Annotated in this window: 21 protein-coding genes, 1 rRNA gene and 1 riboswitch; of the genes, 19 read left to right on the top strand and 3 right to left on the bottom strand. The window is 37.4% G+C overall.

The window, feature by feature from the left end; translation table 11 throughout:
* Nucleotides 1-14 precede the first annotated feature (14 nt).
* From MT489_RS14975 to MT489_RS14950, 6 genes are read left to right on the top strand one after another with little or no spacing between them, the layout of a single operon-like run.
* Nucleotides 15-398 (top strand): TadE/TadG family type IV pilus assembly protein, encoded by a 384-nt coding sequence (locus MT489_RS14975; protein WP_244682369.1) that lies wholly within the window; start codon nucleotides 15-17, stop codon nucleotides 396-398.
* Nucleotides 398-1,174 carry a pilus assembly protein TadG-related protein gene (locus MT489_RS14970; RefSeq protein ID WP_244682368.1) on the top strand — a complete coding sequence of 259 codons (777 nt, stop codon included), beginning with the start codon at nucleotides 398-400 and terminating at the stop codon, nucleotides 1,172-1,174. The genes MT489_RS14975 and MT489_RS14970 overlap by 1 nt, the downstream gene beginning before the upstream one ends.
* Before the next feature lie 24 nt (nucleotides 1,175-1,198).
* Nucleotides 1,199-2,566, top strand: a complete 1,368-nt coding sequence (locus MT489_RS14965; protein WP_244682367.1) for a vWA domain-containing protein — start codon at nucleotides 1,199-1,201, stop codon at nucleotides 2,564-2,566.
* A gap of 27 nt (nucleotides 2,567-2,593) precedes the next feature.
* Entirely contained in the window at nucleotides 2,594-3,961 is a 1,368-nt protein-coding gene (locus MT489_RS14960; protein WP_244682366.1) for a hypothetical protein, read from the top strand.
* Nucleotides 3,962-3,987: 26 nt separating this feature from the next.
* Entirely contained in the window at nucleotides 3,988-4,269 is a 282-nt protein-coding gene (locus MT489_RS14955; RefSeq protein ID WP_244682365.1) for a hypothetical protein, read from the top strand.
* Between the two features lie 18 nt (nucleotides 4,270-4,287).
* Entirely contained in the window at nucleotides 4,288-5,220 is a 933-nt protein-coding gene (locus MT489_RS14950; RefSeq protein ID WP_244682364.1) for a hypothetical protein, read from the top strand.
* A gap of 22 nt (nucleotides 5,221-5,242) precedes the next feature.
* On the opposite strand, the gene MT489_RS14945 is transcribed toward MT489_RS14950, so the two are convergent.
* Entirely contained in the window at nucleotides 5,243-5,701 is a 459-nt protein-coding gene (locus MT489_RS14945; RefSeq protein WP_244682363.1) for a hypothetical protein, read from the bottom strand.
* Between the two features lie 185 nt (nucleotides 5,702-5,886).
* Nucleotides 5,887-6,390 (bottom strand): DUF3231 family protein, encoded by a 504-nt coding sequence (locus MT489_RS14940; RefSeq protein ID WP_244682362.1) that lies wholly within the window; start codon nucleotides 6,388-6,390, stop codon nucleotides 5,887-5,889.
* A gap of 233 nt (nucleotides 6,391-6,623) precedes the next feature.
* Here MT489_RS14940 and lacZ point away from each other — a divergent pair, with 233 nt between their 5' ends.
* The gene (lacZ, locus tag MT489_RS14935; RefSeq protein WP_244682361.1) at nucleotides 6,624-9,758 is read left to right on the top strand and encodes a beta-galactosidase, LacZ type; all 3,135 of its coding nucleotides are present in this window, start codon (nucleotides 6,624-6,626) and stop codon (nucleotides 9,756-9,758) included.
* A gap of 218 nt (nucleotides 9,759-9,976) precedes the next feature.
* Here lacZ and MT489_RS14930 read toward each other — a convergent pair whose 3' ends face one another.
* Complete coding sequence (locus MT489_RS14930; RefSeq protein ID WP_244682360.1) at nucleotides 9,977-10,234, bottom strand: hypothetical protein; 258 nt, start codon at nucleotides 10,232-10,234, stop codon at nucleotides 9,977-9,979.
* A 148-nt stretch (nucleotides 10,235-10,382) separates the two neighbouring features.
* Here MT489_RS14930 and MT489_RS14925 point away from each other — a divergent pair, with 148 nt between their 5' ends.
* From MT489_RS14925 to MT489_RS14870, 12 genes are all read left to right on the top strand, one after another.
* Nucleotides 10,383-11,672, top strand: coding sequence for an ABC transporter substrate-binding protein (locus MT489_RS14925; protein ID WP_244682359.1), 1,290 nt, complete (start codon nucleotides 10,383-10,385; stop codon nucleotides 11,670-11,672).
* A gap of 111 nt (nucleotides 11,673-11,783) precedes the next feature.
* On the top strand, nucleotides 11,784-12,659 hold the full coding sequence (locus tag MT489_RS14920; RefSeq protein ID WP_244682358.1) for a carbohydrate ABC transporter permease: 876 nt from the start codon (nucleotides 11,784-11,786) through the stop codon (nucleotides 12,657-12,659).
* Nucleotides 12,652-13,470 (top strand): carbohydrate ABC transporter permease, encoded by an 819-nt coding sequence (locus tag MT489_RS14915; protein WP_280518643.1) that lies wholly within the window; start codon nucleotides 12,652-12,654, stop codon nucleotides 13,468-13,470. Before MT489_RS14920 ends, MT489_RS14915 begins: the two co-directional genes overlap by 8 nt.
* A 419-nt stretch (nucleotides 13,471-13,889) precedes the next feature.
* Nucleotides 13,890-14,483, top strand: coding sequence for an HAD hydrolase-like protein (locus tag MT489_RS14910; protein ID WP_244682357.1), 594 nt, complete (start codon nucleotides 13,890-13,892; stop codon nucleotides 14,481-14,483).
* Nucleotides 14,480-15,037 (top strand): cysteine hydrolase family protein, encoded by a 558-nt coding sequence (locus MT489_RS14905; protein WP_244682356.1) that lies wholly within the window; start codon nucleotides 14,480-14,482, stop codon nucleotides 15,035-15,037. The genes MT489_RS14910 and MT489_RS14905 overlap by 4 nt, the downstream gene beginning before the upstream one ends.
* An 18-nt stretch (nucleotides 15,038-15,055) precedes the next feature.
* Nucleotides 15,056-16,525 (top strand): nicotinate phosphoribosyltransferase, encoded by a 1,470-nt coding sequence (locus MT489_RS14900; protein WP_244682355.1) that lies wholly within the window; start codon nucleotides 15,056-15,058, stop codon nucleotides 16,523-16,525.
* 16 nt (nucleotides 16,526-16,541) lie between these two features.
* A complete protein-coding gene (nadE, locus tag MT489_RS14895; RefSeq protein WP_244682354.1) occupies nucleotides 16,542-17,369 on the top strand; it encodes an ammonia-dependent NAD(+) synthetase in 828 nt (275 codons plus the stop codon).
* A gap of 590 nt (nucleotides 17,370-17,959) precedes the next feature.
* Nucleotides 17,960-18,916: an AAA family ATPase gene (locus MT489_RS14890; protein ID WP_244682353.1), complete on the top strand. Its 957-nt coding sequence runs from the start codon at nucleotides 17,960-17,962 to the stop codon at nucleotides 18,914-18,916.
* Between the two features lie 120 nt (nucleotides 18,917-19,036).
* On the top strand, nucleotides 19,037-20,140 hold the full coding sequence (locus tag MT489_RS22330; RefSeq protein WP_244682352.1) for a DUF58 domain-containing protein: 1,104 nt from the start codon (nucleotides 19,037-19,039) through the stop codon (nucleotides 20,138-20,140).
* Nucleotides 20,137-22,311 carry a transglutaminase TgpA family protein gene (locus MT489_RS14880; protein WP_244682351.1) on the top strand — a complete coding sequence of 725 codons (2,175 nt, stop codon included), beginning with the start codon at nucleotides 20,137-20,139 and terminating at the stop codon, nucleotides 22,309-22,311. Before MT489_RS22330 ends, MT489_RS14880 begins: the two co-directional genes overlap by 4 nt.
* Before the next feature lie 62 nt (nucleotides 22,312-22,373).
* Nucleotides 22,374-22,475, top strand: a riboswitch (purine riboswitch).
* 263 nt (nucleotides 22,476-22,738) lie between these two features.
* Nucleotides 22,739-24,292 carry a glutamine-hydrolyzing GMP synthase gene (gene guaA, locus MT489_RS14875; protein ID WP_244682350.1) on the top strand — a complete coding sequence of 518 codons (1,554 nt, stop codon included), beginning with the start codon at nucleotides 22,739-22,741 and terminating at the stop codon, nucleotides 24,290-24,292.
* A 321-nt stretch (nucleotides 24,293-24,613) separates the two neighbouring features.
* A 16S ribosomal RNA gene (locus tag MT489_RS14870) occupies nucleotides 24,614-24,690 on the top strand; the annotation flags it as partial.

Here is a 24,690-nt window from a genome sequence, read left to right as displayed (position 1 = left end):
TGGAAGTGTAAAGTATGAAACGAGTATTACGACATGCCAAAAATGAAAAAGGATCACAGTTAATTGAATTTGTAGCTGTGTTTCCAATGATTGTGATGGCGCTATTATTTATTTGGCAAGTTGCTTTAGTGGCGTATACAGTCGTTGTGGCGGAATCTGCTGCAAGGGATGGTGCTCGTGTTGCGGCGGTTGGCGGTGATTATAGTGCTGCCGTCAACCGAGCTGCGCATGGAATCAAAGTAAGCAGCTCCGCATCAGAAGGTTCGACTTCATACGGGAAAGAAGTAACAGTTACCGTAAAAGCAAAAGTACCAACCATCAAAATTCCGTTTATTGGAAAACTAGACCATGAATTAAAAGCGAGTGCTTCCATGCCAAAAGAAGAGGTGGATGACTAATGATTGGCCGCTACGTACGTAACGAAAAAGGAAATACCCTTCTCGTTATTATTGGGTTATTAGTAGGGGCTATTTTCATTAGTTTCATCTTTTTTGATTTTTTTACAACATATGCAAATAAACGGGTAAGTCAAACGAGTGCAGATGCCGCTGTGCTTGCAGCCGCTAATGAAATAAAAGAAGCGTATGACGAAAAATTAAAGTCAGAAATTGAAATCCGGATGGACCGGCTGAGAGAAGTAGCAAATGAATTTGTGCAGGAAAAGATCGACGAAATCACGGATGAAAATACAGAAGAAGATGAAGAGGGTAATCCAGTACCTCCACCATCATTAACAGCAAGAGAAATAGATGCAATATGGGAGTGGGTTTTGGATAAGATGCAAATTCCTAGTGAGTTAAGGAAGGCAGTCAGGTACCCACATGAAGAAGTAGATGCTAATGTTGCCTTAAGATATTTTTTCAAAAATGTTTGGTATAAAGCATGGTTTAGCCGAGAAGTGAAGGAAATTAACGAAGTGGCATGTGAAGCGATTGAAAGATCAGAGCCGCGATGGATGGATGCCGCTAAATATTTTGCTGTTAAAAACGGTGCAGAAGATGATGTTGAGATTATTTTTAAAGGCAAAGAATTTAAAGTGATGGCTAGAGTAAAAAAATCAGCATCTTTCATTACAGTTAAGGATCAATCTTTCGGTGCTGGAGAACAAGATGTATATGCAGAAGCTGAGGCAAGCATTAAGACTCCAAAAGGGATTGACATTAAATGTAAATAATTGCATTTAGGAGGTTAGAAGATTTTGCACAAAAGGTTGTCAATTTTCATACTTATCATTTTCGCTCTAACACTAAGTGCTTGCTCTTCCAAAGATCATTCAATTGAAGCTGAGGAGAAAAAAATCGAGCCAACTGAACAAGTGAACAAAGAGTCAGAAAGTGACAAAGTGGAAGAAAAAGAAGTAATCATCGATGCTCCAACCCCTCCGGAAGATACACAATCATTATTAGTGTACCAACCAGGCCTTTTTGCCGGAACTTTTTACGATGATAATGAGGCCGCAATTGAAGAGGAATTAGCAAAACTGCCTCCTTTAAAAGAAGAAGATGGAGAAGAAGAGGTAAAAAAATATTGGTCTAAACTCCTATCGCTTTTTGCTGAGCAATATCCCGATCCAAAAGCTGTAGTTGAAGACTGGAAGAAAGGGGACTTCGGAAACCCTGACATTAGTGATCCTCGATATGAATTTAAAGAAAACTATAATGTAGAAATCATATTAGATGCGAGTGGCAGTATGGCAGAGGTGATTGATGGAAAGTCGATGATGGATTGGGCAAAAGAGTCGATTCAAAATTTTTCTTCTAATCTCCCCAAGGAAGCGAAAGTAGCCTTGCGGGTATACGGTCATAAAGGAACAGGATCAGATAGTGATAAACAACTTTCCTGCTCAAGCAGCGAACTGTTATATGAGATGCAAACATTTGATGAAGCGAAATTAAACGATGCTCTTAATCGATTTCAACCGAGCGGGTGGACTCCTATTTCTGAATCATTAATACAAGCAAAGGAAGACTTCGCAAATTTTAGTGGAGATAAGAATACGAATATCATTTATTTAGTGAGCGATGGGGTTGAGACATGTGATGGCGACCCTATAAAGGCAGCAAAGGAGCTTGCTGAATCATCAGTTACCCCAATCCTTAATGTTATTGGCTTTAATGTAGACGGTAACGGCCAAAACGAACTGAAGAAAATTGCAGAGGCAGCGGATGGGACATATTCAACTGTACGTAATGTGGAACAGCTACAAGCTGAATTTGATCGTTCAGAGGAAATGGCGAGTAAATGGCTGAATTGGAAGGTAAACGCTGAATCGCAAAATATTGATACCGTCTTAGAAAGAGAAGGAACGATTTTTGATTATAAAAATGAATTTGCAGAAAAAAGTTCATTGGAAATTCGTAATCTAGATAACGCAGTTCTCTTCTTATATAAAAATGACCAAATTTCAACTGAACAAAGGAATATTTTTAAAACGCTGCGTAGTGCTCGGTATGATTTAACGAATAACGCTGAAAACGAGTTATATAATGATCTCCTGAAACTAGCTCACGAAAGCTATAAGGAAATCGAAAAGGAAATTAATGAAAAGTACAAGCAAGAAAATTGATAGGACCCTGTAAAAGGAGGTTTCCGGATGCAAGATTGGGCTAGTCGTTTGTTAAAGAGCCTAATGGTACTAACACTACTTTTAGTCTCGGTCCCTGCTACAACAATAGCTGCTAGCAATGTTGGGGATATAGAGTATGAAAAGAATAGCTTGACTCCTACTGAGCAACAGATAGGAGGACATCATGGTGGCATCTCTCTTAATCCAGTAGATTGGAATTGGAAAAAAATAGGGGACTTTTTTAAAGATATTCTTGATAAATCAATTGAAGGTGTAAAAACAGGTTGGAAAGCCTTCACCGAATTTTTATCCAAAGTAGGAGAATTGATTGCATCAGCGTGGGATGCTTTGCCTGATTGGGTGAAGGACTTAATCGTTACGATTGGAATTATTTTAGCGGTTATTGCTGTTATTGTTTTGTTGGTTGTAGGTGGTATAATTACTGTCGCAGTAGCCATTGTAGCAGCAATTGGAGCCATAATCGCTGGGGTCGTGTATTTTCTCTTGTATGGTGGAACGGATGCATTTAATCCGCTACATGCTGCTGGGTGGATTTTTGGTGGAGCACTTGCAGGTGGATTGCTCGCTTTTGCAGTAGAAACAGGTGCAATGGCTGCGTTTCTTACGTGGTCTGGTAATATAATAAGATTTGGGATTGGCAAACTTGGACTCGCGTTAAGCACTAGTTGGCGGTTTGTCATGACTAGAGCATTAGTTCCAGCATTTCACGCTACTATGAATGCAGCGCGCGCAGTAGGCTTATGGTTCAGACTGCAAGTGGCTAAAGGTTTATTAATGACAAATCTTTATCGTTTTGTTCATGGCGGTTGGGTTGGACTTGCCAAACATATATTTGGAATTGGTCTAAAAGGTGCAGGTGTATCTTTGGCTTTTGATTTTGTAACCGGAAATTGGGATCCGAAATCTATGGGAATCAATGCGGTCTTTGCATTTTTCACATCCCTCGTAGGTGTTGGTCTGTGGACGAGGGTAAACCAAGCGGTGAAATGGGAAAGAGTTGGTTGGCTCATATATGGAGCCGGAACTGGTGCTGCTTTAGAAGTGGGAAAACAGTTTGTAAAAGGTGAAGGGATAAACTGGGGAAATGTCGGAATAAGTTCCTTAGTTTTTGGTACATTAATTCCAATGAATATGTGGATCAATAAAGCTGGTCTATCAGGATTATTAGTTGATTTTGCTAAGAAGTACCCACCAAAGTTTTTAACGGAGACTTATAAAGATATAATATATTGGAATAGTCCGGATATGCACCCAGACAACCGCTTGAAAAATATATGGAACGGATACGTAGACGCGTGGAATAATTTTAAATATGAATGTTCTGCTGGAGTGAAATATTGGTATCAACGATTATTTTGGTGGAAATTCTACTAAGCTAGCTACTGTTAGGAGTGTTATCTTTGAGCGATCGTACTTGGAGTTTTTTGGGGTATTTTTTCACTGTGACGATTATTGTTGGAGTACTCGGAACAGTAATTTATGCAGATAAGAATAATCTTGAACCTTTTTTCGGTAATACAACCTTTAAGTATGTATCCATTATTTATTGTTTAGTCGGAGTATTTTTTATTGTTCATAGTGAGATACGAAAAAGGGTAAAAACTGTTAGCTTCAAAACGGTAGGTACTACAATCGTAGTCATACTTGTGATTTTTGGCTACCTGGCGTTAACGCGGTTGTAAGAGAAAGGAATGATTGTCATGAGTTCAAAAGTTATGCCACCTTCCGAAATGATAATCGTTGCAGGTAAAGAAAAAAAGTGGGCCGATCCTTTTGTCGGCCCATTTGAAGTTGGCTTTATAAGTCCAACCATTATTTACAATTCGCATTCGTATCGATTATTAGGGATTTATAGTGGTCGAGCAGATAATCTAGCGGCAATTCATTTTCATAAGTTTCATATTTTCGATGAAGAGGGTAAAGTGGTTGAAAATGAGGAAATCGCACTTTACTGTCTTCAAGTATATCTTACCTTTTACACGGTTATGATCAGTGAGAAGGAAATAGAATATGCATTTGCCTATGAAAAAGATGAGTACGGCGAAGCGAATTTAGTAGATATAAAGGAAACGATGGAGGAAGGCTATCTCAAGGAACACGGGAAGCTCTCTAAATTATTCGGTGATTTGGATCAAATGCTTGTCTATTTAAAGGAAGTAGAAGAGCCAGAGAAAAAAATGAACGAATATGCAAGTGAGCTTACTGTCTTGATGGATGAGGTGCGGGATACGCTCAAAGTGGAAGAGGCTACTTTTAAATCCTTACTATTTGCAACATCGCAATTCAAAAAATGTGCGAGGCGAAAAGGAATTCTTCTCATGCAAAACCAAGATAAACTGCGAATGGTAAGGACTCTATTGCAAAATGACGTTACTAATAAATATTTCGACACCTTCCAAAAAGGTACAGCTAAGAAAATAATAGATAAAATAAGTGATGAAATTGACTACCAACAAGTAGTTTACACATCTCATGACACGCTTTTCGTCACGCCGAAAAGCTATATTAAAAAACTGCAAGAAATACCTGATGATTACATAAGGATGCAGGCGGAACAGTTTTTAAGGAAAAAGTGGATTGTAGTGAAGAAGCCTTCATTTTTGAGCAGATTTCAGAAATCAAAGGTTAAATAAAGCCCCCAATGTTACGGGAGCTTTATTTCTTTTTTTCTATGAATCTTGGTTCGTAATCGGATAAAACCTCAAATACTTCATCTCCAGTAATATAAAGATGATGTTCTAAGTTAGGGTGGGTTTTGCGATTATACATAGGATTTGAGTCAAACATTCTTAGGAACCTGGAATTTTCCATTTTACAAAAATAAGCTGCCTCAGGATCAATTCGGCCACTGCTATCTGTTTCTGTAAAACGTAGATCATGTCTGCCAATTTCAGTTGAAAATCTAAAGGCCCAAACGTAGTATTCTAATGGCGTAATATTTTGGTCATAAACGATATCAAGTTGATTATTATTATGAAAGTCTTCAAGAGTTATTTTTAAATAATCATTATGTCTGATTACGTTTGTTAAATTAATGTCCCATGGGTATTTTCCCCTTAAATTCGTAACCGGCTGCCATATATGTAGTTTTTCTTTATCTTCATCAATTTTCAAAGGGTTCTCTGTCCTTCCCTGATAAGCTTAGTATTATTAGATTCGCTACTAAGCTTCATATTCCTTTTTATTTGACTATTGATTGATTCGTATTTTTTATAACATTTTCTTCACTTGAACATAAATAAGCCCACTCTATGAAAAAAGTGGACTTAAGTGAAATTTCAAGAGAAATAATGTTAACCCTATTTAGAACTTATATGAAGAGGTGGAGGAATAAGCCATCCCTTTTCTTTAACAAGTCTAAGTAATTTAGCCCCTAACGTTGCTCTTTCTGTGTGAAATTTTAAGAACATCATACCGATGTCTTCACGAATAGATTCCCCAATTACTGTGCTACATGAAAGTAGGCCGGCAGCGATATCTCTAGCTAATAGTGTGGAAATTTCCGGATCAAGGAATCTAGCCCCTGGTGGAATGTCTTCTAATGCAGCTTTCGATCTTTCTGGAGGAGTAGGCGGTAATGCTACGCCAGTTTCTTTTAATAGCGATTCGATTTCCTTTACTTCTTGTGTCGTTAATTGGCTCGCTTCATTCAACAATGACTGAAGATCTGAATCTCCTGCATGATTTAAATATATTTGATAGCAAGTAAGTAGACCTTTCGTTGACATTAGATAAGTCCATAATCCGAAAACCTCGCCATAGTGCATCGGTTCATCTTTTGGATTTCCACTTAATATTCCCACCTGAATCCTCCTAACGATATATTTTATATTTCAGTTATATATTCTGTCTCATCAAGCCAAACATACATTTATTTTTTGATTAACATAAATGCTTTAAATTGGTAGTCGAAAAGTCAATTCCTATATATCGAAAATAAAATTTTCATAAGGATTCTGAAACTAGAACAATTATGTATTCAGGTGTAAAATTAAAAAGTCGAAAGAGAATAAACGAAAAAAGCGAGGTATTATGAATGCGAAAGCAAAAGGGAAAATACGTTTATAGCCCACCGAAAAATGGATATCCAGAATGGAATAACAATCCTGAGATTTTTCAATTAAACCGATTAGAAGCTCATGCAACGTTAATGCCATTCGAGACGGTTGAAGAAGCCTTAGAAGGAAATCGCAAGTCATCAAAGTATTTCAAGTCATTAAATGGACAATGGAAATTTTCATTTTCTGAAAATCCTGATAAAAGGATTAAAAACTTTTATCAAGCTGATTTTGATAGTAATGGTTGGGATGAGATAAAAGTTCCAGCGCATTGGCAGCTGCAAGGATACGATTATCCGCAATATACAAATGTTCGTTATCCTTGGATTGAAAAAGAAGACATTAAGCCGCCATTTGCTCCAACAAACTATAATCCTGTTGGACAATATATCCAAACGTTCACTGTTCCAGATTCATGGAATGAACAACCTGTATACATAAGCTTTCAAGGTGTAGAATCAGCCTTTTATGTTTGGTTGAATGGAGATTTAGTCGGATACAGTGAGGATACATTCACGCCTGCAGAATTCGATTTGACTCCATATTTAAAAGAGGGTGAAAATAAGCTAGCTGTGGAAGTGTATCGCTGGTGTGATGCGAGCTGGCTCGAGGATCAGGACTTTTGGCGAATGAGCGGTATTTTTAGGGACGTATATTTATATTCAACACCTAGCGTTCACATCCAAGATTTCTTTGTTACGACAGACCTTGATGAACAATACCAAAATGCAGAATTAAATATCCAGGCAAAGATTTCTAATTATTTTGAAGAAAGTGTTGAGAATCCAGTTTTCGAAGCGATCTTGTTTGATCAAAATCAACAAGCTGTGCTACAGAGCCCACTTGTAGTTCAAGTGGATATTTCAGATAAAACTGATGTAACCTTATCAACTTCTACATTCGTTAAAAATCCATTGAAATGGAGTGCGGAGCATCCGAATTTATACACTCTTGTGTTGAGTTTGAAAGGTGCAGCTGGAGAAGTTGTTGAAACCTTAAGCTGTAAAGTAGGTTTCCGTAAATTTGAATTAAAAGATGGGCTAATGAAAATTAATGGCGAGCGAATTATTTTTAAAGGTGTTAATCGTCATGAATTTTCAGCGGATAAAGGTCGTGCGATCGATTACGAAGATATGGTTCACGACATCACCTTAATGAAGCAGCATAATATTAATGCGGTTCGTACATCCCATTATCCAAATAATCCTTATTTGTATGAACTATGTGATGAGTATGGTCTCTACGTTATTGATGAAAATAACCTAGAAACACATGGAACATGGTATTACGGCCAACAAGAATTAGAAGATACATTGCCTGGAAGCAAGCCTGAATGGACAGAAAATGTTTTAGACCGTTGTAATTCGATGTTTCAACGTGATAAAAATCATCCATCCATCGTCATTTGGTCACTTGGAAATGAATCATTTGGTGGGGACAATTTCTTAAAGATGCATGACTTTTTTAAAGAAATCGATCCAACTCGCCTTGTTCATTATGAAGGGGTATTCCATTATCGTCCTTCTGAAGCAGCTTCTGATATTGAAAGTACGATGTATAAATCACCTACATTAGTCGAACAGTACGCGTTGGAAGCGGAAAAGTCCTCTACACAAGCGAAGCCTTATATTATTTGTGAATACGCCCATGCGATGGGTAATTCCTGTGGAAACTTGTATCAATATACCGAGTTGTTTGATAAGTATCCTATTTTACAAGGTGCCTTTATTTGGGACTGGCGGGATCAAGCTATTCGAACCACAACAGAGGATGGCATTGAATTTTTAGCTTATGGAGGGGATTTCGGAGAGTCTCCTCATGATGGAAACTTTTCTGGGAACGGCTTAATTTTCGCAGATGGAACAGTGACTCCGAAAATTTTTGAAGTGAAAAAATGCTATCAAAATGTAGAGTTTTATGATGCTGATCTTGAAAAAGGCGAAATTACGATTAAAAATAAGAATCTGTTTTCTGATTTAAGTGATGTTGAACTTCATTGGGAAGTTACAGGAAATGGGGAAGGTATTAAAACAGGTGTAACGAATGTTACGATTGATCCGCAGTCCACTACAAACGTACAACTTGGTTTTACGTTAGAGGACTTTGATGCTTCTCAAGGAGAACTTATTTTAACCGTAAGTTTCCGACTTAAGGAAGCAACAATTTGGGCTGAAAAAGGTCATGAAATAGCGTTTGAACAATTTGTTTTGAAACGTGATGTTAAAGAAGAGGTTTCAGGGGCTGTGTCAGGTGGATTAAAAACGAAAGAAGAAAATTCTGGAATGAGTATATTGGGAGAAAATTTCTCAATCGGCTTTAATAAATCTACTGGCGATCTTGCTTCTTATCAGATTGCAGGAGTGGAAATGCTCAAAACGCCACTTGCTCCAAACTTCTGGAGAGCAATGACAGATAATGATAGAGGTAATAAATTGGACCAACGAGCTGCTACATGGCGCGAAGCTGGTGAGAATCGCAAGCTGCAGTCATTCAATGTTGAAGAAACAGAACATACGGTTAATGTTTCTGTAACGTACAACATTCCGACGTTGAATACTTCGACATGTAAGATCACATATTCGATTGATCATTCAGGTACGATAAATGTAAATTATGAATTGACACCAGGCAGTGATTTACCGGAAATTCCAGAAGTCGGTATTCTGTTCTCGATGGATTCTAGCTTTGAAGACCTGAATTGGTACGGTAAAGGCCCTCATGAGAATTACATTGATAAAGAAAAAGGAGCGAAAATTGGTCTATACGAAGGAAAAGTAAAGGATCAATATGTTCCGTATTTAAAACCACAAGAATGTGGAAACAAAACTGAAGTGAGATGGATTTCAATTGGAGATGAGATAGGAAACGGTTTAAAGGTTTCCGGTCATCCAACAATAGAAGCGAATGTTCTTCCATATACTCCTTTTGAACTTGAAGAAGCTAGTCACTCGTATAAATTGCCAGATAGTAAGCAATCTGTCGTTAGAATTAATTACAAACAAATGGGTATAGGCGGCGATGATAGCTGGAGCCAAAAAACGCACCCAGAATTTACAATATATGCGGACCAAGTATATCGCTATTCATTTACGATAAGTCCAATTACGAAATAAGGTCTTAAGGTTAGGAATTTGGAATGCGGTCTCGATTGGAGTCAATCGAGACCGTTTTTCATTTGTGTTAATTAAATATATATTGATTGAGGAATGCAGGTGAATAGAGACAGTACTCTAATGTTTTCTCGTTCATTGTCTCGATAGTTTAAGGTTGGGACACAACTCCAATGATTTTCCATTCTCTGTCTCGATAGTTCTAGTATTGAGACAAATCATCAAAGTTCTCCATTATCTGTCTTGATAGAGCTAATATCGAGACACAACTCCAATGATTCTCCATTTTCTGTCTTGATAGAGCTAGAATCGGGACAGAACTCCGTTGATTTTCCTTTCACTGTCTCGATAGAGCTAGAATCGAGACAGAACTCTGTTGATTTTCCTTTTACTGTCTCGATAGAGCTATAATCGAGACAGATCTCCGATGTTTCTCCATTATCTGTCTTGATAGAGCTAGTATCGAGGCACAACTCCATCTATCTACAACGCTATCAACGCTGACATGTTTCGAGTCAAAGTACGTCGTTGAATTGGGGTATAGCCCTTTTGCACTCGCCCATGCATAATATCTGAAATAATTTCCAAACTAAGTTTAAGATTTTAAACCATAGTGGGGGGATTATGTTGAAAAAAATATTTTTATTAATGTTAACGACTATGTTTATAGTGACGGCTTGTTCTACTGGATCCTCGGATAAAGGAGGAACCCAGAATACAAACAATAAGGGTACTAATGAAATTACTGCTTGGGCATGGGATCCAAAATTTAATATTGCGGCTCTAAAGCTGGCTGAGGCCAACTATACAGGAGATAAGGATTTTAAATTAAAGGTTATCGAAAACGGGCAACCCGATATTGTTCAAAAGCTTAACACAGGATTAAGTTCGGGAACGATGAAAGGAATGCCTAATATTGTATTGATTGAAGATTATCGTGCACAAAGCTTTTTACAAGCATATCCAGATGCTTTTTATGAAATCTCAGATTATTTTAATACAAAAGATTTTGCCGATTATAAAATTGCTCCAACTAGTTTCAACGGAAAGCAATACGGATTGCCGTTTGATACTGGAGTTACAGGGTTATATGTTCGTACGGATATGCTGAAGGATGCTGGATTGACTGTCGAAGATGTTCGTAATATTGATTGGGACCAATTCATTAAAATCGGAAAAACGATTAGGGATAAAACAGGGAAAGGCTTCTTGACTCTTGATCCGAATGATTTAGGAACGATTCGCATGATGATTCAATCAGCTGGTTCATGGTATTTGAAAAACGATGGTGTAACCCCAAACTTAGCAGGCAATGAGGCTTTAAAAGAAGCATTTAGAATTTATAAAACCTTATTAGATGAAAAAGTTGCTGTAACAACTTCTGATTGGAGCCAATTCTTAGCTGCTTTTAATAATGGTGATATAGCAGGGGTTCCAACGGGGAACTGGATTACTCCAAGTATTAAAGCAGAAACATCTCAATCAGGTAAATGGGCAGTTGTTCCGATTCCGAGATTACCAATTCAAGGAGCAGTCAATGCATCAAACTTAGGTGGAAGTTCATTTTATGTATTAAACATAGATGGAAAAGAAAAAGCGGCTGATTTCCTCGGAAAAACTTTTGGTTCAAATAAAGATTTTTATCAAAAACTCGTAAAAGAAGTAGGGGCTCTAGGTACGTATAAACCAGCTACTGAAGGTGAAGCGTATAAAAGTGGCGATGATTTCTTTGGTGGCCAAAAGGTTATTCAAGACTTCTCTAAATGGATGGCTGAAATTCCAGGTGTAAATTACGGAATCCATACGTATGCGATTGAAGATATTTTAATTGCAGAAATGCAAAATTATTTAAATGGAAAAGATATTGATGATGTCATGAATGATGCACAGCAACAAGCAGAGGCACAGTTGAAATAAAAGAGTCATTGGGCAATCACTTTGGAAGTCCCTCAGTTTTGAGTTCGTCATAATAAGTGTATTGCCCAAGATTGTTTGAGAAGAGAGCTTCAGGTTAGGAGTGAAAAAGCCGTGAATTATCGGTTGAAAAGTAATACTATTGGTTGGTCATTTGTCTTAATTTCAGTCATCTTTATTTGTTGGTTTTACTTTTATCCAATGATTCAGGCGCTAATTTTATCATTTAAGTCTGGAGCAGGCGCGAATTTGCATTTTGTTGGACTAAATAACTATATTCGATTATTTAGTGACCCTACTTTTATTGCTGCAATCACAAACACATTTATTTATTTAATCGTTCAAGTTCCAATCATGATTATTTTGGCTTTATTTATTTCAGTGCTATTGAATGATCGATCACTAAAATATAAAGGATTTTTTAGAACAGCGATATTTTTGCCTTGTGTTACGTCTCTTGTTGCGTATTCCGTTATCTTTAAATATTTATTTGCTACAAACGGTTTAGTGAATAAGTTTTTATTGTCATTATCCTTAATTCCTGATCCGATTCCATGGCTGACGAATCCATTTTGGGCGAAAATAACAATTATTATCGCGATAACATGGCGTTGGACTGGATATAATATGATCTTCTATCTATCTGCCCTGCAAAACGTAGACCCATCCATTTATGAAGCAGCCAGAATTGATGGGGCTTCCGGTGTGCACCAGTTTTTTAAAATTACTATTCCTTTGTTAAAACCAATCATTCTATTTACTTCAATTACTTCGACAATCGGAACGCTGCAAATTTTTGATGAGATTATGAATATTACGAAAGGCGGTCCCGGAAATTCCACAACCTCGATTTCGCAGTACATATATAATCTCTCATTTAAATACACGCCAGACTTTGGGTACGCAGCAACGGTTTCGTATATAATCGTAATTTTGATTATATTGTTCTCAATATTACAGTTTAAAGTGGCAGGTGATCGTGATGTTTAAACGATTTTTAATCTATCTTTTTTTATGTATAGCTGCATTTGTTTCGATTTTTCCTTTTATATGGATGATTATAAGCATGACAAATAAATCAGTTGATGTTACGAGGGGAAGATTAATTCCGGGGAATTATTTATGGGAAAATCTTAGAAACTTATTTACGACCGTTGAAATTGTACCTGCATTAATTAATTCCTTCATCGTTTCTATATCAACAACAATTTTGGCTCTATTAATTGCTTCATTAGCGGGGTACGGATTTGAAATATATAGGAGCTCAGGGAAGGATGCGGTCTTTAATTTCCTTTTGTTATCAATGATGATTCCCTTTGCAGCCTTAATGGTTCCTTTGTATCGTATGTTCGGAAGCATTTCACAAGTTGCTCCGATGTTCGGTATTGATACATTGGCGGCAGTGGTCTTACCGACAATTACGACAGCATTTCTTATCTTTTTCTTTAGACAAAGCGCAAAAATGTTTTCTAAAGAACTAATTGAGGCAGGACGGATTGATGGTTTAAGCGAACTCGGAATCTTTTTACGCATCTTTCTCCCTACGATGAAAACGACTTATGCAGCAGCTGCTATCATTACTTTTATGTCTAGTTGGAATAATTATTTATGGCCACTAGTCATATTGCAAACTCCGGAAAAAAGAACCATCCCGTTGCTTATTTCAAATCTCGGAGCGGGTTACTCGCCTGACTATGGCGTTATTATGACAGCGATTGTGATTGCCACCTTGCCAACAGCGCTAGTGTTTTTCCTCATGCAAAGGCACTTTGTAGCAGGAATGATGGGATCGGTTAAATAACAAAGCTTGTGGGGGAATCCCTACAGGCTTTTTATTATTGCTTAGGAAATAATAAATTTGAAAAGTTGTGGATAAAAGGTAGTTTCCGTCTAGCTTCAGGCGCCATCGGCTCGAGGTCATAAACCCGCGAAGTTTAAAAGTGAAAAAGCGGACTTTTTGCTTCTCTGAACATTTGCTTGTTGCCTAAGGCTACGAGCCTTGCGCTTTAGTTCCTTAAGATGATTTTTATTAGAGCACGCTTTCTAATTATGCAAGGTCTAAAACCACTTTACTAAAAGTTAATAGAACACTTTGTTTGTCTAAAGTAGCAAGTGCACCTTATACTTTTCTAAATATTCCAATGAAAATTAATGAGGGATATTATATAATGAATGTAAGTTTTTAGAAATCTTAAGTTTGAACGTCAGGAGTGATGCCCATTGCGCCTATTGTGGGACTTAGATGGAACAATTTTTGATACATATCCCGCAATTTTAAATAGTTTTTGTTCTGTATACGAAGAAGTTCACGGGAAATCAGTAGATAAAAAAGAAGCGCTTCGTTGGCTCAAAAGAACTTCGAAGGAAGCGTTTGAGCATTTTGGCATATCGGAAGACTTTCGTGAAAGATTTAAAGAATTGGATCATGCCGAGGCAGAAGCAGGAAGTCCTCCATTTAAAGGAATTGAGATCATTTTGGCTGCAGCTGAAGTAAATGTAATTGTGACACATCGCACAAGAGCATCGACGAAGGAGTTGCTAGTGAAATGGGGATTACTTGAGTATTTCGATGAAATCGTCAGCCCTGATGATGATGGCTTTCCTAGAAAACCTGAAGTAGCTGCATATGAATATGTTCATCATAAATATCAATTAGATTGGGCAATTGGTGATCGGGCGCTTGATTTAATTCCTGCCAAGGCGGTGGGGTTAAAAACTTGTGCGTTCCAAAATGATGATATCGAAGCAGATATACATATCGATTCGTACACTACGTCATTAATTGAAAAATTAAGAGGAGGTAGCAATTCATGAAAAAAGCACTTCTAAACGTGGACTATACATATGATTTTGTAGCAGAAGATGGGAGACTTACGTGCGGTCAACCAGGGCAAGTAATTGAGGGGAATATCGTCTCCTTAACAAAAAAATTTATTGAAAATGGAGATTTTGTTGTTTTAGCCATTGATAAGCATACGGAAGGAAACGAACATCACCCAGAAGCAAAACTATTTCCGCCGCATAATATTGAAGGAACTAATGGTAGAGATTTATACGGAAAACTTTCCGAACTATATGAAAAGCATAAGAATGATTCAAACGTGTATTATATGGATAAAACAAGGTATAGTGCGTTTGCAGGTACAGACCTTGAAATAAAACTCCGTGAGCGGGGAATCCAGGAAGTGCATATTTGTGGTGTTTGCACAGATATTTGTGTATTGCATACTGCTGTTGATGCGTACAATAAAGGCTTCCAAATTGTTGTTCACGAGGATGCTGTAGCAAGTTTTAATCAAGCAGGTCACGAATGGGCATTAGGTCATTTTGTCCAAACTCTAGGAGCAAAAGTTGTATCAGGAAGCTAAAATGATGGAGTGGTTTACATGAACGATCATTATAAAGACGATAGTTTGGCATTGCATACAGATTTATATCAAATTAATATGGCGAAGACGTATTGGCAAGACGGGATTCATAACCGTAAAGCTGTTTTTGATCTTTATTTTCGAAAAATGCCATTTTCAAATGGTTATGCGATTTTTGCAGGATTGGAAAAAGTCATTCATTATATCAAAGATTTTCGCTTTAGTGATACTGATATAGAGTATTTACAAGAGGAAATCGGATATGAAGAGGAATTCATCGAATTTTTAAAGAATCTAAGATTTACTGGAACGATTCGTTCGATGAAAGAAGGGGAAGTTGTTTTTAACAATGAACCTATTCTACAGGTTGAAGCGCCGCTTGTGGAAGCACAACTAATTGAAACTGCTTTGCTTAACATTGTGAATTATCAAACATTGATTGCTACAAAAGCTTCTCGAATCAAACAAATTGTTGGGGATGAAATCGCCTTGGAATTTGGATCAAGAAGGGCGCAGGAGCTGGATGCGGCACTTTGGGGAACACGAGCAGCTTTTATCGGTGGATTTGATGGTACGAGTAATGTTCGTGCTGGTAAAATTTTTGATATGCCTGTTGCGGGTACTCATGCACATTCAATGGTACAGGCGTACAAAGACGATTATACTGCTTTTATAAAATATGCTGAATCTCATCGTGATTGCGTATTTTTAGTAGATACGTATGACACATTACGATCAGGTGTGCCAGCCGCAATAAAAGTGGCGAAAGAACTCGGCGACAAGATTAATTTTAAAGGAATTCGTCTTGATAGTGGAGATATGGCTTTCTTATCAAAAGAAGCACGGAAAATGCTGGATGAGGCAGGGTTAACAGATGCGAAAATCTTTGCTTCTAGTGACCTCGATGAATATACAATTTTACATTTAAAAGCGCAAGGGGCAAGAATCGATTCGTGGGGTGTTGGGACAAAGTTAATTACAGCTTATGATCAACCCGCTTTAGGAGCAGTATATAAACTTGTCTCGATTGAAAATGAACATGGAGAAATGGAAGATACGATTAAAATCTCCAGCAATGCTGAAAAAGTAACGACTCCTGGTAGAAAAAAGGTTTATCGTATAGTAAATAGGATAAACCGTAAATCAGAAGGGGATTATATTACGCTGTGGGATGAGAAACCGGAAGACGAGCCACGGCTTAAAATGTTCCATCCCGTTCATACTTATATTAGTAAGTTTGTGACCGACTTCGATGCAATTAATTTACATGAAATGATTTTTGACCAAGGCAAGCTTGTGTACGAATTGCCAGAGCTTAAGGAAATTCAAGGCTATGCGAAAGAGTGTCTTAGCTTATTATGGGATGAATACAAAAGGTCTCTTAATCCTGAGGAGTACCCAGTCGACCTCAGTCAAAAATGCTGGAATAATAAAATGAGAAATATTGAAGAAGTTAAGGAAAAGGTTAGTAAATTAAAAAGATTATAAGTCAGGAGGTATCGTGATGGATGAACTCCAAAAGCAAATTATTGACGAACTAAAAGTTCTTCCTAAAATAGATGCACAAGAAGAAATCCGTAAAAGTATCGATTTTATGAAAGAATATATGAAAAAGTATATATTCTTTAACGGATTTGTGTTAGGGATTTCAGGAGGACAGGATTCAACGCTCGTAGGAAAACTTGCGCAAATGGCAGTTGATGAATTGAACGAAGGTCGGGATTTAGAAAAGTATAAATTTATTGCGGTTCGACTTCCCTATGGAAAGCAAAACGATGCAAGTGATGTAGATGACGTATTGGAATTTATTCAACCAAGTGTGACGTATGAAGTGAACATTAAAAATGCAGTGGATGCAAGTGTTGAAGCAATGCGAGAAGCCGGGGTTGACATTACCGATTTTACAAAAGGGAATGAAAAAGCTCGTGAGCGTATGAAAGTTCAATATAGTATTGCAGCTATGAATAATTGCGTTGTGCTTGGTACTGATCAAGCAGCCGAAGCTTTGACAGGATTTTTTACGAAGTTTGGTGATGGCGGCTCTGATTTAGTACCGATATTCAGGTTAAATAAAAGACAAGGCAGGCAAATATTGAAGGAACTTGGCTGTCCGGAACATTTATATATGAAGATTCCGACGGCGGATCTTGAGGATGATCGTCCACTACTTCCTGATGAAGTGGCTCTAGGTGTATCCTATGAGGAAATTGATGATTACCTTGAAGGAAAAGAAGTTTCGGATACTGCAAAAAATACAATCGAAGCATTATATCGAAAATCGGCACATAAACGACATTTGCCAATTACAATATTTGATAATTTTTGGAAGTAGATTGACGAATAAATGGGACAGGTATAAAGTATCTAGAACACTGATACTTTTATCCTGTCCTTTCTACTTTCATTTTACGGGAGGATTTTCCTGATTTAGACAGAATATAAATGGTATTACGAAAAACGAAGGCGCCCAGCCCATCGACGTATAGGCCCACAGGATGTGGGTCCGTCGACGTCGCCACAGGACGTGGTGGTTCTAGTCGACGTTCCTTTTTCGACCCAAGACTTGAGATAAAGGAAACACGACGAGGAACGAGTCGATGTTGACTTACGCAAAAGAAAAGGACGGGAAGTTTACTAGTCGATAGGCGCCGGAGTTAGACAAAGAAAAACGCAAGGCTCTCGTTACCTTTGACAAGCAAATGTTCTGATATGTAAAAAGTCTGTACTTTGACTTTTAGCGTATCAGGATATTTAACCTCGAGCTGATGGTGCCTTGAGTTAGAAAAAAGAAAATACGCAACTGCTTTTTATGTAGTGCAAACTTCACGGTCAAAGATTTAGGATAAAAGAAACACAACGAGAAGTTTTGCAGTCGTGAGCTGCTTTGGCAAGACAAAAAATAGAGACGGCGGGTGGATGTAGATGAACAGCGATATGATGCAACAGCAAATTAAAAAGATTTTACAAAATATTGAAAAAGTTATGATCGGAAAGACAGACGTGGCACGACTTAGTCTTTTAGCCCTTTTAGCAGAAGGTCATGTACTGCTTGAGGACGTTCCTGGAGTGGGGAAAACGATGATGGTACGGGCTTTAGCTAAATCTGTAAACGCTTCTTTTAAACGTATACAATTTACCCCTGACTTACTTCCTTCCGATGTATTAGGGGTATCAATATATAATCAAAAAGAGATGGAATTTACTTTTAGACCTGGACCAATTGTAGGAAATATCATTCTTGCGGATGAAATCAATCGTACCTCCCCTAAAACACAATCAGCCCTTTTGGAGAGTATGGAAGAAAAAAGTATTACTGTTGATGGTGTCACTTTACAATTAGAAAAGCCGTTTTTTGTCATGGCTACGCAAAACCCGATTGAATATGAAGGTACTTATCCATTGCCTGAAGCTCAGTTGGATCGTTTTTTATTAAAAATGAAAATGGGCTATCCAACGGCTAAAGAAGAGGTAGAAGTTTTAACGCGCTCACAAAAAGTACCGCCAATTGAAGACTTACAACCAGTTATTTCGCTAGATGAATTAAGAGAGCTTCAGCAACATGTAAAAGAAACATTTGTAGAAGAAACATTAAAACAATATATCGTTGAACTCGCGAATCGAACGAGAAATCATCCAAATGTGTATTTAGGTGCAAGCCCTCGTGCTTCTATTGCACTTATGAAAGCTTCCCAGTCACTTGCATTTTTATCTGGACGTGATTATGTCATTCCGGATGACATACAGTATTTGACGCCATTTGTATTTTCTCACCGACTCATTTTAAGGGCGGATGCAAAATATCAAGGAATCACAACCGAACACATCTTGGAAGAAATCATTGAAAGAACACACGTCCCAATTAAAAGGGCTGTTAAGTAAATGAAATCGTTATTTAAACGGAATCGTCTTTTAGCAAGATTCAAACCTTTTTTTGGTCTGATTTTCTTATTTTTGCTTTTAGTTTTAACTTATTCATTTGCGATGTTTCAAGGAGGATTTGTGAGCTGGTTTTTATTTTTCAGCTTTCTTCCTTTTGCCATCTATTCTATTGCTCTATTAATTTATCCATTAAATGATTTTCAACTTAAGAGAGTCTTTTCTCCGTTGCAATTGACGGCTGGGGATCAAGTGACAGTAAAAATTTCATTGAATCGAAAGTTCCCGTTTCCATTGCTTTTTTTAGTGGTTGCAGATTGGGTTCCGGATGAATTTTATTATCGAGAAAGTAAGAAAATTCTATTCCCTGGGTTTAAAAGAAATTTAGAATTTTATTATAAAATTGATAAAATTCCGCGAGGGGAACATGTTTTTGAAGCGATACGTTTTAAAACTGGAGATGCTCTTGGGTTAGTAGAAAAAGAAAAGTGGGTTGATTGCCGGGAAGTATTATTAGTCTACCCACAACATGAGGAAATTGAATATCGCTCATTGGAAAGTCAATTTGAACAAGGTGGTACTGTTTCTGCTATGCAATTTCAAAAGGACACCTCTCTTGTTGCTGGGATTAGACAATACCAACCAGGTGACCGTTTTTCATGGATCGATTGGAAGGCATTTGCACGTACGAATGATATGATGACAAAGGAATTTGAGATTAGGCAAACGAATGACCTTCTGATTATTTTAGATCGAACAAAAACGAAAAACTTTGAAGAAACGGTTAAATTTGTAGCATCTATTACAAAATCCGTTCTTAAATACGGAGGGCAGATCGGTCTTTTTTCAGCGGGGGATGATAAAACATTTTTCCCTATTAGAGGCGGGGATCAGCAACAACAGCAGATATTCCTTCATTTAGCAAAAGTAAAAGCGGATAGTTCTGTTCCTTTAGCAAATATCATTGAAACAGAATCGATTCTTTTTACACAGCCAGCTGTCATGATTGTTGTTACTTCCGTTTTAAGTAAAGAATTGGTTGACCAAGCTGGTGTTTATATGCGGCGCAGGGGGACCTTTATTGTTTACTACATTAAAAAGCAGAATGATCCTATTAGCCAAGAGGAATTGATAATAAAATCTTCGGCTATGCAAAAAGGCATCATTATGATCTCGTTGTATGAAGATGAGTTTCGAACAGCTTTTTCGGAGGTGAAGCGTGCGTGAATAAGAATTTCCAATCGACCTTAATCTTATATATTCTGGGATTTTTCTTAGTGTGGGAATGGATTCGTCCACTTGATCAGATTACCCATACGGGTGAAATCCATTATTTCGTTATTTTTATCGCTGCTTCTCTTTCCTTAAATATTCTTCCGGTCTACACTTGGTTTCGTCAATTGTTAAAGACGGGCTTAATCATCGTATTTCTTTATATCGTTTTTGGTCGTGGGCATACAACTTTTACTGAATGGATTTATGTCTTTTTCAATGACATATATATGAACGTAAAAATGTTGCTGTCTTGGAATGTAGATGATTTATCGGATATGTTTCGAACGCTGCTTTTCTTTGTTTTGCTATGGATTATGACTTACTTGCTTTCATATTGGCTTATGATCAGGAAAAGAATATTTATTTTTTATATTATGACCATTCTTTATGTGACTGTTTTAGATACATTTACCGTTTATAACGCTGAGTGGGCTATTGTTCGAATTGTGGGCATCGGTTTTGCATTACTAGGTATATTATTTTTTCAGAGGTTGCTTGAGAAAGAGCAAATTCGAAACCGAAGCAATCTATTGAGTAAGTGGGTCATTCCCCTTATTGTTATGATTGTAGCGAGTGTTTTTATTGGTTATGCTTCTCCTAAAGCAGGTCCGATTTGGCCGGATCCCGTTCCATTTATTCAATCGAAAGCGGAGAACGTTTTTCCGAGACAATCCGGAGTTTCAAGGATTGGATATAGCCCAAATGATTCGAAATTAGGCGGTCCTTTTTTAGGAGATAACCGAGTTGTTTTTATCGTAAAAACTCCTACGAAGCAATATTGGAAAGTGGAAACGAAAGATGAATATACGGGAAAAGGATGGGAGAAAATCGGTGAACCGGGACATGGTCAATTTTTATCTGGAGATATCTATAAATTAAATCCTTCAGATGAACCGGTTCGAAAAGCAAGATTTGACTTTAAAATTACCTATCCCCATATCGTCCTGCCTTATGGTTTTTTATCGGTATATGGCAATGAAGATGGTTATTTTAAATTCGATTCAGGAGAAAAGCTTGAATCATTTGATGCTGATAATAATCCTACTAAGCTTAAGCAATACGAGATAGATTACGTAAGAACAGCTTTTAGTTTAAAAGAAATGCGTGAGACTCATTCGACAAGTGACTTAGATTATGTATTTACATTGAGATATACTCAAGTCCCGAAAACTTTACCTGATCGAGTTCGTGATTTGGCGGAGGAAATAACGAAAGATCACGATAATTTTTATGATAAGGCAAAAGCAATTGAAAGGTATTTTAAAAGTGGTGAATTTGTATACGATCAAACCGATGTTGCAATTCCAGAGGAAGATCAAGATTACGTTGATCAGTTTTTATTTGATACGAAAATAGGCTATTGCGATAATTTTTCAACCTCCATGGTTGTAATGCTTCGTTCAATTGGAATCCCTGCAAGATGGGCAAAAGGTTACGCTGCAGGACAATACTATGGAGAGACTGATGGTACGGATCGAGTATACAAAGTGACGAATAATGAAGCACATTCATGGGTAGAGGTTTTTTTCCCAACACAAGGGTGGGTTCCATTTGAACCTACAATTGGGTTCACAAGCTTTGCTACTGTCCTCAATGACGAAAAAAAGGATACTACCCCAATAACACCAGCAATTCAGCCTTCGAACCCAGTTGATTTGGAAAAGAAAGAGAATCTTGAAAAAGAAAATAATAAACAAGTAAAAAAGGATAAAACAACAAGAAAAAGTACTGCTAAAGTTTCTTCCTTTATTGGGGAAAGTAAATATATTATTATTTTGATTATATTTTTAGCAATTGTTATAGTGTCTTGGCTCTATTGGCAAAGAAGTAAGTGGATACCGTATGTACTTTTGTGGAAATATAAAGGAAAGAATAGTAGTGACACCCTCGTTCATGCATATGAAGAGTTATTAAAACAGCTAGATCGTTTCGGTGTAAAACGAAATATTGGGCAGACCCTGCGTGAATATGCGAACTATGTAGACTTTCATTTTGATACAAAAGATATGAGCACTTTGACACAATGTTATGAGAGAGCAATCTATAGAGGAGATACGCTCGAATCAGAATGGGAATATGCTAGTGAGTTATGGGAAAATTTAATTAAAAAAACAACTGGTTGACCATGATTTAAATCAGGTTTAAAATAAAACGCAGGTTAAATCGAATAAAATACATGACGACGCCTGGTTATCCGGCGAAACTTCATATAATCCCATTAATATGGTATGGGAGTCTCTACGAGGTCACCTTAAATGACCTTACTATGAAGGCAGGTCTTTCCATGGGACGAGCATCCTATTTGTTCTGTCTTCTTTTATACTGGAATTCTGCCTTCTTAGTAAAAGAGGGCTGGATTTCAGTTTTTTTTATTTTTTGGCTATATTAAAGTAGAAGATTGATTTTGCCAACACCTTGTTTAGAGCGAAGTTTAGCTTGCTAAGGGTGCTCGTCCTGTGACAATACCTCATTTTACAGCACACCTCGTGCGTCGAAGAGGATATCATTTTAGTTTAATACAGCCTATCTTAATATTATGGAGGGTCTAACATGTCAGGAAAAGCGGAATTGCATGATCAGGAAATGATTGTAGTCCTAGACTTTGGAAGTCAATACAATCAATTAATCACCAGAAGGATTCGAGAGTTTGGTGTATATAGTGAATTGCACCCTCATACTATTTCTGTTGAAGAAATTAAAGAAATGAATCCGAAAGGGATTATATTATCGGGTGGACCAAATAGTGTTTACTCCGAAAACGCCTTTCGTTGTGACGAAAAACTATTTGACTTAGGAATACCAGTCTTTGGAATTTGCTATGGCATGCAACTTATGACAGTTCATTATGGTGGCCATGTAGAAAGAGCAAAAGATCGTGAATACGGGAAAGCGTTAATTCAAATCGAAGAAGGCGCGTCTTTATTTAAAGGATTGCCGAATGAACAAGTCGTTTGGATGAGTCATGGTGATTTAGTTCAGGAAGCCCCTGAAGGATTTTCTGTAGATGCCACTAGTCCATCTTGTCCAATTGCTGCCATGAGCAATGTTGAAAAGCAATTGTATGCTGTTCAATTCCATCCAGAGGTACGCCACTCCATTCACGGTAATGAAATTTTGAAAAACTTTGTGTTTGAAATTTGTGGCTGTAAAGGTGACTGGTCTATGGAAAACTTCATTGAAATAGAAATGGAGAAAATTCGTCAAGAAGTTGGTGGGAAGAAAGTTTTATGTGCACTTAGCGGAGGGGTAGATTCTTCTGTAGTAGCGGTATTGATTCATAAAGCTATCGGCGATCAATTGACATGTATTTTTGTCGATCATGGTTTACTGCGTAAAGGCGAAGCTGACAGCGTTATGAAGACATTTACTGAAGGTTTCCATATGAATGTCATAAAGGTTGATGCAAGCGACCGTTTCCTTGGCAAGTTAAAAGGCGTATCAGATCCAGAACAAAAACGTAAAATTATTGGAAATGAATTTATTTACGTTTTTGATGATGAAGCAGCTAAGCTTGAAGGCATTGATTTCTTAGCTCAAGGGACACTGTATACGGATATTATTGAAAGTGGAACGGCAACAGCTCAAACTATCAAATCCCATCATAACGTAGGCGGTTTGCCTGAAGATATGCAATTTAAATTAATCGAACCACTTAATACTTTGTTCAAAGATGAGGTACGAGCACTTGGAACTGAACTTGGTATACCAGATGAGATTGTATGGCGCCAACCATTCCCAGGTCCTGGACTTGGAATTCGTGTCTTAGGTGAAGTAACAGATGAAAAATTAGAAATTGTTCGCGAATCAGATTTTATTTTACGCGAAGAAATTAAAAAAGCTGGCTTAGAAAGAGAAATTTGGCAATACTTTACGGTGCTACCTGATATTCGAAGTGTCGGTGTAATGGGCGACTCCCGTACGTATGATCACACAATCGGAATCAGAGCAGTAACTTCAATCGATGGGATGACTTCAGATTGGGCTAGAATTCCATGGGACGTGCTCGAAAAAATCTCTACAAGGATTGTTAATGAAGTAGAACATGTAAACCGTGTAGTTTATGATATTACAAGCAAACCACCTGCTACAATTGAGTGGGAATAAGAGGTTTATACTAGAGGAGACCTATTAGTTTTGACTGATAGGTCTTTTTATTATATTAGGATAATAAAGGAAATAAGTTTTTTTAATAAATTAATTGACGGAACTCATCTCAAATGGTACTATAGTTAAACAGTCAACGAAACACATCGCTTTAAAAATATTATTCAAAAAAGGTTGACTGCTGATAGTAAAGATGATATATTAATAGAGTCGCTTCTGAACGAAGTGATTGAGATTGATCTTTGAAAACTGAACGAAACAAACGTCAAAAATATTTTTAAACAATGGTTTTAAACCATTGCCAGCAAATGAGCTACAAACTTCAATGAGAGTTTGATCCTGGCTCAGGACGAACGCTGGCGGCGTGCCTAATACATGCAAGTCGAGCGAATGGATGG

Source organism: Lederbergia wuyishanensis (assembly GCF_022900255.1).
GTDB classification, from domain to species: Bacteria; Bacillota; Bacilli; order Bacillales; family Bacillaceae_C; genus Lederbergia; species Lederbergia wuyishanensis.
This window is presented reverse-complemented; position numbering and strand designations above follow the sequence as displayed.

Coding starts and splice junctions, on each gene's coding strand:
- guaA (WP_244682350.1), top strand. CDS start 22,739: ATGTCAGGAAAAGCGGAATTGCATGATCAGGAAATGATTGTAGTCCTA.
- MT489_RS14905 (WP_244682356.1), top strand. CDS start 14,480: ATGAAAAAAGCACTTCTAAACGTGGACTATACATATGATTTTGTAGCA.
- MT489_RS14975 (WP_244682369.1), top strand. CDS start 15: ATGAAACGAGTATTACGACATGCCAAAAATGAAAAAGGATCACAGTTA.
- MT489_RS14930 (WP_244682360.1), bottom strand. CDS start 10,234: ATGGAGTTGTGCCTCGATACTAGCTCTATCAAGACAGATAATGGAGAA.
- MT489_RS14960 (WP_244682366.1), top strand. CDS start 2,594: ATGCAAGATTGGGCTAGTCGTTTGTTAAAGAGCCTAATGGTACTAACA.
- MT489_RS14950 (WP_244682364.1), top strand. CDS start 4,288: ATGAGTTCAAAAGTTATGCCACCTTCCGAAATGATAATCGTTGCAGGT.
- MT489_RS14970 (WP_244682368.1), top strand. CDS start 398: ATGATTGGCCGCTACGTACGTAACGAAAAAGGAAATACCCTTCTCGTT.
- lacZ (WP_244682361.1), top strand. CDS start 6,624: ATGCGAAAGCAAAAGGGAAAATACGTTTATAGCCCACCGAAAAATGGA.
- MT489_RS14890 (WP_244682353.1), top strand. CDS start 17,960: ATGAACAGCGATATGATGCAACAGCAAATTAAAAAGATTTTACAAAAT.
- MT489_RS14915 (WP_280518643.1), top strand. CDS start 12,652: ATGTTTAAACGATTTTTAATCTATCTTTTTTTATGTATAGCTGCATTT.
- nadE (WP_244682354.1), top strand. CDS start 16,542: ATGGATGAACTCCAAAAGCAAATTATTGACGAACTAAAAGTTCTTCCT.
- MT489_RS14900 (WP_244682355.1), top strand. CDS start 15,056: ATGAACGATCATTATAAAGACGATAGTTTGGCATTGCATACAGATTTA.